Here is a 13856-nt window from a genome sequence, read left to right as displayed (position 1 = left end):
AACGATGTCACTTCGATCAGGATGGCCGTATTAGAGTTTATTGATATATCCGTAGATTGTCTGGCTCTCATAAATCAAACCTACTTCAACCGAGTGTGGTGGGCGAACGACGAAAAACTTCAATCCTTTGAAATTAGACCTGAAAAACTATTGGAATCGATTTGGACAATAATATCAACTTCTGAGAATTTGCATGAAATTGAAGAAACTGCGCTGAGGCTAAAGGAAGAGATGAGGGAATTATTGTTGGCCGAACAAAAACGACTCGGGGAAAGAGAACCGTTTCAAGAGGTATTCAAGGGTTATTATCCTGGAGTTTTTGCATATACAAATAAAGTACGTTCAGCATGCAACAAGAAAAATGAAATCGCTATGTTCGCAGCTGCGACAAAAATACAGAATGAAGTGTCTTTGATGCTTTCCACTTCTTTTGATGAAACGTACCATTCAAGCCTTCGCATCTATAAAGAGGACAGAAAAATTTATGATGATTTGGAACTACCGGATGTAGTTGCTCATTTGCATTGTGGTGATTTTGCTATCGTTTCTGAGAAAATACAGACGTTTGACGAGCGAGCCATGGAACTGATGAAAGGAAATGCAGTCGCGATCAATAAGTTCGAAGAATTAGAAGACTTAAGAGTATATATATACGAAGCATCCAATGAATGATCGACGCATTCTTGTGAAATTAGTGAAGGTCCAGCTTCAATTTCAGAATTACAAATAGAGTTTTGGGCCAGCTTTGTGAGTTATTGTGAAGAGATGGGAATAAATAAAGATATTGGTTCGAGAAAATCAGAAAAAATTGGTATAACATAAGTATTGGTAAGAACGGATATCGCGCATTTTTAAACATCGTTGGAAAATCGTCATTGCGAATTTGATGGTATATATAGTGGTGAAGTATTCAAGATGTTAGAGGAACATAAAGAAGTTATTTAAGATATATGCGTTCTTAATTTAGAGTGATATTCAAGTAAGAAAAACAGTACACATAAGAGAGTTCTATATTCCACTGACAGTGATTTATATGACAAGTCAAAATATAAGGATAATTTTGATTCGGTTATAAAAAATTCGATTATAAAAAAATGGGTATTTTAATTTTCTATTGTTAAAATAAGATGATTTTATAACAGGGACATAACTATTTCAAGGTGATTAAAATAAAAGTTAGGGAGCGATTATTGTGAAAATATTTAATGTGAAATCTGTAGATGAACTTAAAACATTTGGAAATATAATTGATGTAAGAAAGCAAGTGAATAATATTTTGGGTGATAATATTAAGGTGAAAACAAGAAGTTGGGAAGATTTGTTTAGTAGTATTCAAAGTTTGAAGAATCTGTTTAATTCTATTTCAGGTAACGAGCTGAAAGACAGCTTTTATGATGATTTATATTTTAAAGGTAATGCTGAAAAATATATCTATATACTTCTTGAGATGGATGGAAAACAGAGATTAAAAAAACTTGGGGTTAATAGAATTCATTATAGCAAGAAGCAGGTTTCTGATAAATGGAGAAATGAGATTTTAAAAGTAATACATCCTGATGTTTGTATGCATCCTCAAGCGGGAAAAGCGACGGCTGAGTTAAATGAAATGTATAAGGAGATGATTAAATGAGCGGCAACTATTTAAACCCTATACATTCATTTGCTAAAGATATTGAGTATATTTCGCCAAATGACGAGTATATAGAAAATAAAAGAGTTGTAAAAGAAATTAAAGACGCGTGGGATAATTCCTGTGTAGTTGATAAAGGGGGTAATTTATGGATTGTAGACACACATCTACATTCGATATTACGGACAACAAAAGATAATGCTAAGTATTATGTTCAACAAATAGAAAAATCGAATAAGTTTAAAGATGGTGGGGTTACTTATATTAGAGGATTCGCAATAATTCCTTTTATAGATTCAAGATTACAAAATGCTGGTGGGACAGGTAAGGAAAAGAATTTAAGATATTCTTATCATATGTATTCAGCAATAAGAGATTCAGACACTGCAAAATTGTTGAGAGCAGAGTACTATGAAAGTATAAAAAATTGTGTAAAAAAACTTAAAAAGGCGCGTATTAAGAAATTTAACATAAAATACGATGAATTAACAAATAAACCATTAATTGAAAAAACAAGCGAGTTTTCTCATATTAGAAGCTGTAGCGTATATCCCAACTTGATGGATAATATTTTTAATGGACATGTAGTCAACAAAAGTACACATGATATTATAACGGAAAATTCAATAAATGATGAGGAAGAGCTTTATGCTTTATGTGAAGAACTAGGTTGGGATACAGGATGGTACGAGGAATATATTCAGTATTTGGAAAACTGATAGTTTGATTAATCTAATAAATAGACTATATTTAATCAAGAACTGGGGGAGGCAGTCAATTAAACCTTTTGTGAACTTTGATTTGATAATTTGTATAAAACTAATGTGACTTCGCATGTAGAGACTTGCGTGATGAAGAAAGTAGAATAAGATCAATTTATCATGCCTTCGATTGATTCTGAACTGCTCCCCGTCAAGTAGACAGGGCAAATAATGAAAACTAGCCTAGGCGGCTTGAGCCCTATATTCGACAGGGCTCAAGCCGTTTAGTCGTTTCTGAAAACAATCATGGTTGTAGAATGATATATACGATTCGAAACCGAAGCGTCCCGATTTCCTTACATGACGCTGTCATCACGGAAGCGACCGTGATGGGTTCGACGATACGTCTCGTATTTGCAGATGGAATCCGTGATTTGTTCAAGAATGAAGCGGTTTGGAGAGTACGTGCCATCGTCACGATTTCGAACGTAGATCGAGATTCTTCTTCACTTACACGATTTGATGAATCGACTTATACTGTGGGTCCGATTGAACAGTTGAGCCACTTTGTAAAACGTGGACGTTTCGAGATTGTCGATGAGTTGTATGGTTATCGCCAGCTGTTATTCCGCTGCATGTGGTTGACCGATACGACATGTGAGACGGTGGAGTTGAATCTCTCCCATGCAAGCGACCTCGTCATCCAATGGGAAGACGAACCCGTGGAAGAAATATATGAATCTGAATCACTTTGAAGAAAGCCTAAGTCCTACATGCTGAGCGACTGCTCTCGCGACGTCTTGTTTTGATTGATAATCCGTTATAATTTTTTCTGCATGGATTTCAGATTCGAATGCGAATTGGCAGCGGTCGATTTGAGATTTCCCCCAGGAGTTGAACCATTCGAATCGTTTATTCAAGCGTTTTACAAGAGTCTGTCGATTTGCTTCGAGGATTAGATGTCGTACATCGATGCCGTCCCGTTGCAGACGACCTATAATCTCATCTAAATACGTTGCGTTCACCAGTGTCATCGGAACAAGGATGACCCCATCAAAGGATGTGGCAATCTTCAACAACATCTGATAGTTGAACTCACGCCATTCCGGATGATGCTGAAAATCAGGCTGTTGGAGGCTCTTCGGTAATTGGTCCCGAATGAAAAAGCCGGCCTGTTCGGAGTCATACAGAAACGCGTTTGGCAACTGTTTTTCGAGTATCTTGGCACATGTTGTTTTACCCGAACCGAATGCACCGTTAATCCATATTATCATTCCTACTCCTCATTTCATTGTCATTGTTCCTTTATTATATCGAACGGTGTGGTGAAACAGTTGATACAATCCGACAGACATAATAGAATAGATGAGTGATTTTGTTGGACTGTATGGATGAAAGGAACTGATTTTACGATGAACGAAAACTTCTGGCGCGACCTTCCGCGTCCATTCTTTATACTTGCCCCGATGGAAGACGTGACCGATGTCGTCTTCCGCCACGTCGTCGCCCATGCCGGCCGACCGGACGTGTTCTTCACCGAGTTCGCCAACTCGGACAGCTACTGTCATCCGGAAGGGAAAGGCAGCCTGCGTGGACGCTTGACGTTCACCGAAGACGAGCAGCCGATGGTCGCCCACATTTGGGGTGACAATCCGGACTACTTCCGCGAGATGAGCATCGGCATGGCCAAGATGGGCTATAAAGGCCTCGACATCAACATGGGTTGCCCGGTGCCGAACGTGGCGAAGCGCGGGAAAGGGAGCGGGCTCATCCTCCGTCCTAACGTCGCAGCGGAACTCATCCAAGCGGCGAAAGCCGGCGGCATCCCGGTCAGCGTCAAGACGCGTCTCGGTTTCGCGAAACTCGATGAGTGGCGCGACTGGTTGACGCATCTCTTGAAGCAAGACATCGCCAACTTGTCGATTCACTTGCGCACACGCAACGAGATGAGTAAAGTCGATGCGCACTGGGAGATGATTCCGGATATCGTCAAACTGCGTGACGAGATCGCACCGGATACGCTCATCACGATCAACGGCGATATCCTCGACCGTCAAATGGGGTTAGAACTCGTCGAGAAATATGGCGTCGACGGCGTCATGATCGGCCGCGGGATTTTCAAGAACCCGTTCGCGTTCGAGAAAGAGCCGCGTGAGCACTCGATGGAAGAGTACCTCGACTTGCTTCGTCTCCAACTCGATTTGCAAGATAAGTTCCAAGAAGAAGTGCCGCGTTCGATTTCAAACTTGCACCGCTTCTTCAAGATTTACGTGAAAGGATTCCGTGGGGCGAGCGACCTCCGTGTGAAACTGATGGACACGAAATCGACAGACGAAGTGCGGGCGCACCTTGATGCGTTCGTCGAGAACTATCATAAAGAAGAAGCTGCGCTTGCCGAGGCAGCGTCGACAGTTGAATAAGTTTTACCGGGATTCAGTGTATACTGGGTCCCTTTTTTATATGAAAAATAGTAGATGGGCGATGAAACGTTTGGACGGGCTGCTTCGTATGAAGTGGGTGGAAGGGGAGGGTAAACATGAACGAATGGCGTGAATCAGCGGTCGGTCTTGGCCTTGCGTTTGGAACGGCGGGCGGACTACTCATCTCTGTCTTACTCGATTTTCCGTCCATGTATGGTATTGTCATCGGTTCAATCATTGGATATTGGATTGGACTCCTCATTTCCATTCGTGCGATGAAGCGATAACGAGCAGGATATCAAAGATCAGGAGGTTTTTACATGAGTGAATTTCAATTTATAACGAGCGATCGACCACTGAAAGAAGTCGAAAATCCATATATCGAGTTCTTATCGATCAACGAGGCCATCAAAAAAGGCGTCATCTTGCCTGAGATGCTCACAGACGACGAGGACCTCGATCGTGACGAAAAGATTTTGATGAACGTCGAGTCGGAAGAGCAGCTCGACGACATTGAGATCAAGCGAGACTTGTACTATGACGTGGAGAACGTCGAGGCGTATTCCATAAAACCGCACGTCGTTGAGTTGCGTTGGCGCTATTCCGATGTGAGAGCCGAACAGCTCATCGAGTATATAACCGACCACTTGAAGACGGCGGAGGAAGTCGAGATTTGGAAAGTGTGGGTCGATGAACAGACAGCACCAAACGTTCAATCGATCACGCTCGATGCGTTAACGATTGATGCGCTAAGTTTTTTAGGTACAGATGGGTTCGATCGGCCGGAATGCCTTCGCGTGACAAAAGCATAACCTGACCGAACGAGATGTCTCGTTCGGTTTTTTGTTTTGTCTCCTCACTTGAAAAAGACTGCTATATTATGAAGAGAAGAGTCAGGAGGGAATCAGATGCACATTTTAATCGTTGAAGACGACCGGACAATCGCCTCCGGTCTCCAATATTCGCTCGAACAAGAACAATTCACGACGACGTTGTGCCAGAATGCGACCGACGCGACACGTTTGATTGAACAACAGTTACATACGATCGACCTGTGTCTGTTCGACTTGTCGTTGCCGGACGGGAGCGGCTATGACTTGTGTCGGCTCGTGAAGCAACAACAGGATACGCCCGTCATTTTTTTGACGGCGTTCGATGATGAAGTGAACGTCGTCATGGGACTCGATATGGGAGCGGACGACTACATCACGAAACCGTTCCGGGTCCGTGAGCTTATCTCGCGGATTCATTCGGTGTTGCGCCGCTACCATAAACAGGTCAGCTCGCCCGTTTTGACAATCGGGTCGGTCGAAATCAACACGCAAGACGCGAAAGTCAAAAAAGATGGAAGCGAGATCCTGTTGACAGCGCTCGAGTATCGTTTACTGCTCATCTTCGGGAAACATACGGGCCAAGTGTTGTCACGGGCCCAGCTGCTCGACCAGATTTGGGACATGGGCGGGGACTTTGTGAATGACAATACGTTGACCGTCTACATCAAACGATTACGCGAGAAACTCGAAGATGACCCGCAACGGCCGACGTTGATTAAGACGGTTCGCGGGATTGGCTATAAGGTGGAACGCTGACATGTTGCGCAATCGAGAAATCCGTATCTATTTAGTCAGTCTGTTGCTGCTGATTGGGGTGGCTTCTATCGTCGCAGCTTTGTTCCTATCGATGGAGGCCGTCATTCTCGTCCTCCTTTTGTCGGTTGCGTTCTTGATCGTGACATATCGGTTCACGGCGTGGCGCTATCGGGAGATCGATCAGCTGTCGAGCTACCTGCAAGAAATCAGCAACGGTAACTATAAACTCGATGTCCGCGACAATCGTGAAGGCGAGCTTAGTCTATTGAAGAGCCAAATCTATAAAGTGACGAAGATGCTGTCCGAGCAAGGGACGCATCTCGAAGAGGACAAGCAGAAGCTGACGGATGCTATCTCCGACATTTCCCATCAGTTGAAGACCCCGCTTACCTCGATGACCGTCATGGCGGACTTGCTCAGTGACCCACGGCTGTCAGATGACAAGCGTCAAGAGTTCACGCATAACGTGCAGGTGCAGCTCGAGCGGATGGAGTGGCTCGTCTCGTCACTGCTCAAGCTGTCTAAAATCGATGCCGGGACGATTCAGTTCAAACAGGAACCGGTGTCCGTCCCCGTGCTCGTTCAAGCCGTGACGGAACCGATGCTCGTGCCGATCGATATTAAAATGCAACGGCTCCAAATCGCGGGTGAGGGCGACGTCACGTTCGAAGGCGATTTAAAGTGGACGACCGAGGCGCTCATCAACATCTTAAAGAATTGCGTCGAGCATACACCGGAACAAGGCGAGCTGTTCATCGATTACAGTGAGAACACACTGTATACGGAAATCGTCATTCGCGATACGGGGAATGGCATCGCCAAGCAAGACATCCCGTATATTTTCCAACGTTTTTATAAGGGTATGAATGCGAGTGACGACAGCGTCGGCATCGGGCTCGCCATGGCTCACAGCATCATCACGAGCCAGCAAGGTGAACTGACCGTCCGCAGTGAACGCGGAGCTGGGGCTGCGTTTCAAATTCGATTCTACAAAGCAATCGTCTAATCGCTTAAGTGACGAAACAGTCACTTTCGAGTCACGGACGTGTCACACTCGCTCGGTACACTCAAAGTAGATCAAGTACTGGAGGGTGCAACCATGAATATATTAGAAGTGCAAAATTTATCAAAAGTATACGGGAAAGACGAGATGGAAGTCCGGGCGCTCGATGACGTGTCGTTCACCGTGAAAAAAGGTGAGTTCGTCTGTATCGTCGGACCGTCGGGCTCGGGAAAGTCGACGTTGTTACATTTGCTCGGCGGCGTCGATGTCCCGACGAGTGGACACGTGTTGATCGACAACACGGATATTTATAAATTGGACGAGACGCAGCTCGCCATCTTCCGTCGCCGTCAAATCGGTTTGATTTATCAGTTTTACAACTTGATTCCGATTTTGACGGTTGAGGAGAACATTACGTTGCCGATGTTGTTGGACGAACAAAAAGTCGACGCCGCCCATTTGGAGCGCATCATCGGCATCCTCGGGCTATCGAACCGGTTGACGCATCTGCCGAACCAACTGTCTGGCGGGCAGCAACAACGGGTCTCCATCGGTCGGGCGCTCATCAGCAACCCGGCCATCATCTTGGCCGATGAGCCAACGGGGAACTTAGACAGTCAAAACAGTGAAGAGATCATGAGCCTCCTGAAACTGTTCAACAAGAAGTTCAATCAGACGCTGATCATCATCACGCATGACGAACGAATCGCCTTGCAGGCCGACCGCATCATCTCGATTGAGGATGGGAAGATTGCGAAGAACGAGGTCGTCCGCTCATGAACATCATCAATAAAATGACGCTTCGCCACTTGCGCGAGAACAAGCGGCGCTCGCTCGTCACTATCATCGGGGTCATCATCTCGGTGGCGATGATCACGGCCGTGACGACACTGGGTTCGTCGTTCCTGGACTTGATGATCCGTCAAGACATCGCGGACAATGGGGAATGGCACGTCCAATACATCAACACGAATGAGGAGCAGGTCGAGGCGATCCGGAATGATGCATCGACGAAGGACGTCATCCTATCAAGTGACGGCTATGCGGAATTAAAGGAATCGCAGAATGCGTATAAACCTTACTTATACGTCCGGAACTATAACACGTCGGGGCTGAAAAACTTTCCCATCGAATTGACGGACGGGCGTTTGCCGAACAAAGAAGGCGAAGTCGTCATTTCCGAGGCCATCCGTCAAAATGCGCAAGTCACGTACAACATCGGTGATCAATTGACGCTTGATGTCGGTGAGCGCGTGGACGAGTCGTCCGGTCGGGTGTTGACCCAAAACGATGGATTGATCCGCGAAGGGGAGACAATGCTTGAACAGTTGAAGGTCGAAGATACGGTAACGTTGACCGTCGTCGGCACAATGACGCGCCCGGCCTGGGAGCCGACTTGGTCGCCGGGGTATACGGTCGTCGGATACATTGACGACAAAGCGTTGAACGGTGCGACCGTCGATACGTTCGTCGCCTTGAACGACGTGAACGGTTCGATTTATGAAGATACGAAACAACTGATGCGCGAACAGAAAATTGAAGGAATTGCCTATAACGCGTCGTTGCTTCGCTATTATGGGGTGACCGATGATGACGGCTTGCGCAAGACGCTGTACGGGTTCGGTGGCATCATCATGGCGGTCATCGTCATCGGCTCGATTTCGCTCATCTATAATGCCTTTGCCATCAGCGTATCTGAGCGCTCACGCTACCTCGGGATGCTCGCGAGTGTCGGGGCGACGAAACGGCAAAAACGAAATTCGGTCTTCTTTGAAGGATTGATTATCGGAGGAATCAGCATCCCAATCGGTATCATTGCCGGGGTGGCCGGAATCGGGGTCACGTTCCTGTTCATCAATGCCTTTGCGGAGAAGGCGCTCAACGTGACGGAGAAGTTTGAAGTCGTCGTCACACCAATCACGCTCCTGTTGACGGTGCTCATTTCGAGCGTGACGATTTTCATCTCGTGTTATCTGCCGGCTCGCCGCGCATCAAAGATTTCTGCGATTGACGCGATTCGTCAGACCCAGGACGTGCGACTGACGTCGAAGAACGTGAAGACCTCGAAACTCGTGCGACGGATCTTCGGATTGGAAGCGGAGATTGGGCTGAAAAACACAAAACGCAACCGGAAACGGTATTTGGCGACGGTGTTCTCGCTCGTCATCAGTATCGTGCTGTTTTTAGTCGTCAGTTACTTCACGGATCGACTCGAACAGTCACTCGAGATGTCACAAGGCACGTACGAGTTCGACATTCTCGTGAACGGGTCGCATCTCAGTAAAGATGACTTACGTCGCTATGAGACGTTGGACCATGTGACGAGCGGGACGTACTTCGAGAACACGACCGTCCAGACGGTGGTTGACGAAGCGCGGTTACCGAGCGCGGTCACCGAGAATGAAGACTTGGTGTCCACGTTCGTCGATGGGAAATTTGTGTACTACGTTTCTCTTTATCAATTAGATGATGAAAGTTTCGATGCGTACTTGAAGCAGATCGGGGCATCCGCCAGCAATTTTGAAGACGGGGAGATGCCGGGTGCCGTCTTGATTGATGAAATTTCGTATCAAGACGTCGACAAGAAGAAATTTGTGAACTCGAAGACGATTGAGACCGAAATCGGCGATACGCTTGAACTCCGGGACGAGAACGCAACGGACGAGACGGCACCGCTCAAAACAATCAAAATCGGCGCCATGACCGACGTCCCCCCGACCGGTGTGATGACGAGCTCACTTGGATGGCTTGATGTGATCGTTCGGGAAGGGACGTTTGAAGAGGATGCGATTGGTCAATTGATGAAACAATCAAGTCCATCAATCGCCTTGAACACGAGTAATCCTGAGGCGACGCAACAAGTGATTGAGGCGGAACAAAATATGGACCAATACATCTTCAACGTGTCGGAGCAGCGTGAACAACAAGAGCAGGTCTTGTTGCTGTTATCGATTTTCGTCTATGGATTCATCGTCTTGATCTCGCTCATCTCGGTGGCGAACATCTTCAACACAATCTCGACGAGCGTCTCACTCCGACGCCGCGAATTCGCGATGCTACGGTCGGTCGGGATGACACCGAAAGGGTTCAACAAGATGGTGTACTATGAGAGCATCTTCTACGGCATGAAAGCATTGGCGTATGGAGTGCCGATCAGTATTCTCATCATGTACCTCATTTACCGAGCGCAAATCAACACGTTCGAAGCAGCGTTCACGTTGCCGTGGGGCGATATCTTGTTCGTCACGGTCGTAATCTTCCTCATCGTTGGTTCTTCGATGCTGTACGCGATTTCGAAAGTGAAGTCGGATAATATCATCGACCGGTTGAAGCAAGAGAATAACTAATATGCATGCAAAGGGATTCAGTGTCTACTGAGTCCCTTTTTCTGTAAAATGAGAGAGAAGAAAGAGGTGGGAGAATGGACATCCGAGAAGTATTGAGTGGTGGGGATTTGCGCTCGATTGGCCATGTCGATGCGGTCGTCGCCTACGTCGGGAACGACCCGGACCGATTCAGCGAATTGATGACCGGCTTGACCGATGACCGTCCCGTCGTTCGGATGCGGAGCGCAGACGCGATGGAGAAAGTGACACGCCGTCATCCAAAGCTGCTTCAAGCGCATCAAGCGTCCTTATTCCAACAGTTACATCGTGCCACTCAACAAGAAGTGAGGTGGCACTTGGCGCAAGTGATGCCACGGCTGACGTGGACGGAAGACGAGGCGGCCGACATCGTTCATGTGCTCACCGATTGGATTGCCACGGAGACGAGCAACATCGTCATCGTCAACTCCCTACAGGCGATGTTCGACTTGAGCGCCGTGCATCCGCGATTCCGTGACGAGCTGAAAGCATTGCTCGAGTCGCAGCTCGAGACAGGGAGTCCGGCCGTGAAGAGCCGCTCCAAAAAACTTTTACAGAAGTTGTGACCGATGGACTTCATTTCCGGTCCATAAAGATGTAAGTACATCGAGAGGGGGATTCGATTGGACGATCAAGCGATTATCGATTTGTATTGGCAACGTTCCGAACGGGCGATTGAGGCGACGGCCCAAAAGTACGGCGGCTATTGTCATACGATTTCCTATAATATTTTGAATAGCCGAGAGGACGCGGACGAGTGCGTCAATGATACGTACATGAAGGCGTGGCAAGCGATTCCGCCGACACGTCCAGCACGACTCGCCGCCTATTTGGCGAAGCTTGTTCGTAACGTCTCGCTCCATAAGTATGAGAAGGCGAACGCCAAGAAGCGTGGAGCGGGGCAAGTCCCGCTCATTGTCAGTGAGCTCGAGCACTGTCTCGCCTCCTCCGTCGCGACCGATTCAGAAGTCGTCGAGTTGTTGAACGACTTTTTGGCCCAGTTATCGCAAGAGACCCGGCAGATTTTCATGGGACGTTACTTTTACTTTCAATCGATCAAAGACATCGCGAAGATGCACCAGGTGAGTGAGAGCAAGGTCAAGATGGTGCTGCTGCGGACCCGTAATGACTTGAAGCAAGCGCTCGAAGCGGAAGGGGTGGCGCTATGAATGGAGATCGACTTACACGTTTGATGGGGGACGTCGATGATCGTTTCGTCGAGGAATCGATGGAAGTCGAGGTAAAGAAACGAAGACATTGGCGTTGGATGGGCGGTCTCATCGCAGCAGCCGCTGTCACACTCTTTGTCGTGACATGGGACAGTTTTAAAGAATTGATTCCGCTGTCGGACAGCTCGAGCAATATGTCGGTCGCTTATATCGATGAAGGGGACATCGACGTCGGGATGTCATCGGCAAACCTTGCCGAGATGAGTGAAGACGAGCTGTTCTCGAAATGGGAACCTGCGGTGGTACGGGGCGTCGTGCAACAGATTGACCACATCGAGCTCGACTTCAACGGACAAGCGGAATATCAGTCGATTGTGACGATTAGCGTGACAGACGTCTATCGGGGTGAGGTTGAGCCTGGGAGTGAGATGAAAGTACTTACCGTTGCCGGTGTCGGTTCTGAAGTGCTTCAGTCGGATGCGGACGTCATCTCTGAACTTCGCCTTGGGATGGAAGGGATTTTTATGCCGATCCCATACGATGCGTCACACATCTGGTCACAAAACGAAGCCACGCTTCAAGTGATGGATGTGAGTGATTACGGATTTCCGGACGGTGAGCGGTACATGTTCTTGAACACGGACGAAGGACTCGTCTTCAGTCGAGATGCCTATCCGTCGCTACGTGGCGCTGAAACACTTGATGACATAGAGGAGTTCATGATGACTAAATTTAAATAAGTCACATTTCATGTATATTTGATTTTTAAAAGCTGATAGATTATTATTAAGTCAATATTATAATAAATATGACTTAAAGGATGAGTGTCATGGCGATACAAGGATTAACCAAATTACCTGTCAAAATAGAAATCACACAAGCCATCAAATTACTTGAACGTCTGGCGCATGTGAATACGCTACTTGGAAAACTCGATGGTGAATTGACGCATTCGAAAGCAAGTAAGCAATTAATGCAACTCTTATCGCTTCAAGAATCCGTTGAATCAACGAAAATCGAAGGATCACAGGTGACGTTCACGGATATGATGGAGTCTTCGCTGAAGAAAAGTGACGATTCCGATGTTATCGAAATTCAGAACTATATGAGGGCCTTGCAGTTTGGGTATGAATCTGTCGAAAATGGTTATCCGGTGACGACGCGATTGATCAAGCAGTTACATGAGATTTTGATGAAAGGAAGTCGAGGCGAAGTCAGTTCAGCCGGTGAGTTCCGTAAAATTCAACATTTTATCGGGCCGACGAATCGATTAGAAGATGCTTCTTATATTCCGGTAGAGGCTCATTTGATTAACGAATACATGGAGAACTTAGAAAAATTTATCAATACTGATTCTTACGGACGATTGCTACCGCAGAACCACTTAAAGTCAGACGGATATGTCATTAATGAACAAGCGGCTCCACTTCTTAAAACAGGAATTATGCATGCTCAATTTGAATCCATCCATCCATTTTTGGACGGGAACGGGCGTTTAGGGCGGATTCTAATTGTGCTTTACCTCCTGCAGCAAAAAGTGATTACGCACCCCATCTTTTTTGTGAGTGAAGAACTTGAGAAAGAAAAAGCCCGCTACTACGATTTGCTCAACGGTGTTCGTGGAGACCAGTCGGATTGGGGGAAATGGTTACTGTTTTTCGTTGATGCTTCAGAACGAATGGCGACAAAGTTGTTGGATCAATTGAATAAAGCCAATCGCTTGCTGTCAGAAGGTGAACAGCTAATTGAAAACGAAGCGGAACGTAAACTATGGATTACGAGCTTTGAACAACCAATCTTGACGGTGGCGAAAGGTGTCGAAATGACAGGCTATTCACCGAACACGGTTCGAAAAGCACTTCATCAACTTGTGGAAAAAGAACTTTTATACGCTTCGAACACAGAGCGGAGAAATCGTAAATATCGAAATTATGCGTTATTGCGCATTTTCGTGAACTAAAAGCAGTGTGCCGTTTTTA

Annotated in this window: 16 protein-coding genes and 1 pseudogene; 15 read left to right on the top strand and 2 right to left on the bottom strand. The window is 46.6% G+C overall.

The window, feature by feature from the left end:
* Positions 1–21 precede the first annotated feature (21 nt).
* From KNP86_RS09395 to KNP86_RS09385, 3 genes are all read left to right on the top strand, one after another.
* On the top strand, positions 22–672 hold the full coding sequence (locus tag KNP86_RS09395; RefSeq protein ID WP_214753985.1) for a hypothetical protein: 651 nt from the start codon (positions 22–24) through the stop codon (positions 670–672).
* 520 nt (positions 673–1192) lie between these two features.
* Complete coding sequence (locus tag KNP86_RS09390; RefSeq protein ID WP_214753983.1) at positions 1193–1630, top strand: hypothetical protein; 438 nt, start codon at positions 1193–1195, stop codon at positions 1628–1630.
* The gene (locus tag KNP86_RS09385) at positions 1627–2349 is read left to right on the top strand and encodes a hypothetical protein (protein WP_214753981.1); all 723 of its coding nucleotides are present in this window, start codon (positions 1627–1629) and stop codon (positions 2347–2349) included. Before KNP86_RS09390 ends, KNP86_RS09385 begins: the two co-directional genes overlap by 4 nt.
* A 225-nt stretch (positions 2350–2574) precedes the next feature.
* On the opposite strand, the pseudogene KNP86_RS09380 reads toward KNP86_RS09385, so the two are convergent.
* A pseudogene (locus KNP86_RS09380) lies at positions 2575–2664 on the bottom strand (IS3 family transposase); the annotation flags it as partial.
* Between KNP86_RS09380 and KNP86_RS09375 the strand changes: the two are divergent.
* A complete protein-coding gene (locus tag KNP86_RS09375; RefSeq protein ID WP_214753979.1) occupies positions 2649–3086 on the top strand; it encodes a hypothetical protein in 438 nt (145 codons plus the stop codon). The pseudogene KNP86_RS09380 and the gene KNP86_RS09375 sit on opposite strands and share 16 nt — an antisense overlap.
* Here KNP86_RS09375 and KNP86_RS09370 read toward each other — a convergent pair.
* A complete protein-coding gene (locus KNP86_RS09370; protein WP_214753977.1) occupies positions 3078–3605 on the bottom strand; it encodes an AAA family ATPase in 528 nt (175 codons plus the stop codon). The genes KNP86_RS09375 and KNP86_RS09370 overlap by 9 nt on opposite strands.
* 117 nt (positions 3606–3722) lie before the next feature.
* Here KNP86_RS09370 and KNP86_RS09365 point away from each other — a divergent pair, with 117 nt between their 5' ends.
* The 11 genes from KNP86_RS09365 to KNP86_RS09315 all read left to right on the top strand — a co-directional run bounded on the left by KNP86_RS09365 (position 3723) and on the right by KNP86_RS09315 (position 13837).
* On the top strand, positions 3723–4751 hold the full coding sequence (locus tag KNP86_RS09365) for a tRNA dihydrouridine synthase (RefSeq protein ID WP_214753975.1): 1029 nt from the start codon (positions 3723–3725) through the stop codon (positions 4749–4751).
* A gap of 116 nt (positions 4752–4867) precedes the next feature.
* Positions 4868–5038: a hypothetical protein gene (locus tag KNP86_RS09360; protein WP_214753973.1), complete on the top strand. Its 171-nt coding sequence runs from the start codon at positions 4868–4870 to the stop codon at positions 5036–5038.
* Between the two features lie 33 nt (positions 5039–5071).
* Positions 5072–5563, top strand: coding sequence for a hypothetical protein (locus tag KNP86_RS09355; RefSeq protein ID WP_214753972.1), 492 nt, complete (start codon positions 5072–5074; stop codon positions 5561–5563).
* Between the two features lie 96 nt (positions 5564–5659).
* A complete protein-coding gene (locus tag KNP86_RS09350; RefSeq protein WP_214753970.1) occupies positions 5660–6340 on the top strand; it encodes a response regulator transcription factor in 681 nt (226 codons plus the stop codon).
* 1 nt (position 6341) lies between these two features.
* Positions 6342–7346: a sensor histidine kinase gene (locus tag KNP86_RS09345; RefSeq protein WP_214753968.1), complete on the top strand. Its 1005-nt coding sequence runs from the start codon at positions 6342–6344 to the stop codon at positions 7344–7346.
* A 93-nt stretch (positions 7347–7439) separates the two neighbouring features.
* Entirely contained in the window at positions 7440–8123 is a 684-nt protein-coding gene (locus KNP86_RS09340; protein ID WP_214753966.1) for an ABC transporter ATP-binding protein, read from the top strand.
* Positions 8120–10690 carry an ABC transporter permease gene (locus KNP86_RS09335; protein WP_214753964.1) on the top strand — a complete coding sequence of 857 codons (2571 nt, stop codon included), beginning with the start codon at positions 8120–8122 and terminating at the stop codon, positions 10688–10690. The genes KNP86_RS09340 and KNP86_RS09335 overlap by 4 nt, the downstream gene beginning before the upstream one ends.
* A gap of 74 nt (positions 10691–10764) precedes the next feature.
* Positions 10765–11274 (top strand): HEAT repeat domain-containing protein, encoded by a 510-nt coding sequence (locus KNP86_RS09330; RefSeq protein ID WP_214753962.1) that lies wholly within the window; start codon positions 10765–10767, stop codon positions 11272–11274.
* A gap of 57 nt (positions 11275–11331) precedes the next feature.
* The gene (locus tag KNP86_RS09325) at positions 11332–11877 is read left to right on the top strand and encodes an RNA polymerase sigma factor (protein WP_214753959.1); all 546 of its coding nucleotides are present in this window, start codon (positions 11332–11334) and stop codon (positions 11875–11877) included.
* A complete protein-coding gene (locus KNP86_RS09320) occupies positions 11874–12617 on the top strand; it encodes a hypothetical protein (RefSeq protein ID WP_214753957.1) in 744 nt (247 codons plus the stop codon). The genes KNP86_RS09325 and KNP86_RS09320 overlap by 4 nt, the downstream gene beginning before the upstream one ends.
* Positions 12618–12706: 89 nt before the next feature.
* Positions 12707–13837 (top strand): Fic family protein, encoded by a 1131-nt coding sequence (locus KNP86_RS09315; protein ID WP_214753955.1) that lies wholly within the window; start codon positions 12707–12709, stop codon positions 13835–13837.
* Positions 13838–13856: the final 19 nt, after the last annotated feature.

Source organism: Exiguobacterium sp. s16, from assembly GCF_018618115.1.
GTDB lineage: Bacteria > Bacillota > Bacilli > Exiguobacteriales > Exiguobacteriaceae > Exiguobacterium > Exiguobacterium mexicanum_A.
Note: the sequence above shows the minus strand (reverse complement) of the source record. Positions and strands in the feature narration are given on the sequence as shown.

What these genes read in the sequence shown, in the direction of transcription:
- KNP86_RS09395 (WP_214753985.1), top strand. Translation starts at nt 22, where the DNA reads ATGGCCGTATTAGAGTTTATTGATATATCCGTAGATTGTCTGGCTCTC.
- KNP86_RS09385 (WP_214753981.1), top strand. Translation starts at nt 1,627, where the DNA reads ATGAGCGGCAACTATTTAAACCCTATACATTCATTTGCTAAAGATATT.
- KNP86_RS09375 (WP_214753979.1), top strand. Translation starts at nt 2,649, where the DNA reads ATGATATATACGATTCGAAACCGAAGCGTCCCGATTTCCTTACATGAC.
- KNP86_RS09370 (WP_214753977.1), bottom strand. Translation starts at nt 3,605, where the DNA reads ATGATAATATGGATTAACGGTGCATTCGGTTCGGGTAAAACAACATGT.
- KNP86_RS09365 (WP_214753975.1), top strand. Translation starts at nt 3,723, where the DNA reads ATGAAAGGAACTGATTTTACGATGAACGAAAACTTCTGGCGCGACCTT.
- KNP86_RS09360 (WP_214753973.1), top strand. Translation starts at nt 4,868, where the DNA reads ATGAACGAATGGCGTGAATCAGCGGTCGGTCTTGGCCTTGCGTTTGGA.
- KNP86_RS09355 (WP_214753972.1), top strand. Translation starts at nt 5,072, where the DNA reads ATGAGTGAATTTCAATTTATAACGAGCGATCGACCACTGAAAGAAGTC.
- KNP86_RS09350 (WP_214753970.1), top strand. Translation starts at nt 5,660, where the DNA reads ATGCACATTTTAATCGTTGAAGACGACCGGACAATCGCCTCCGGTCTC.
- KNP86_RS09345 (WP_214753968.1), top strand. Translation starts at nt 6,342, where the DNA reads ATGTTGCGCAATCGAGAAATCCGTATCTATTTAGTCAGTCTGTTGCTG.
- KNP86_RS09340 (WP_214753966.1), top strand. Translation starts at nt 7,440, where the DNA reads ATGAATATATTAGAAGTGCAAAATTTATCAAAAGTATACGGGAAAGAC.
- KNP86_RS09335 (WP_214753964.1), top strand. Translation starts at nt 8,120, where the DNA reads ATGAACATCATCAATAAAATGACGCTTCGCCACTTGCGCGAGAACAAG.
- KNP86_RS09330 (WP_214753962.1), top strand. Translation starts at nt 10,765, where the DNA reads ATGGACATCCGAGAAGTATTGAGTGGTGGGGATTTGCGCTCGATTGGC.
- KNP86_RS09320 (WP_214753957.1), top strand. Translation starts at nt 11,874, where the DNA reads ATGAATGGAGATCGACTTACACGTTTGATGGGGGACGTCGATGATCGT.
- KNP86_RS09315 (WP_214753955.1), top strand. Translation starts at nt 12,707, where the DNA reads ATGGCGATACAAGGATTAACCAAATTACCTGTCAAAATAGAAATCACA.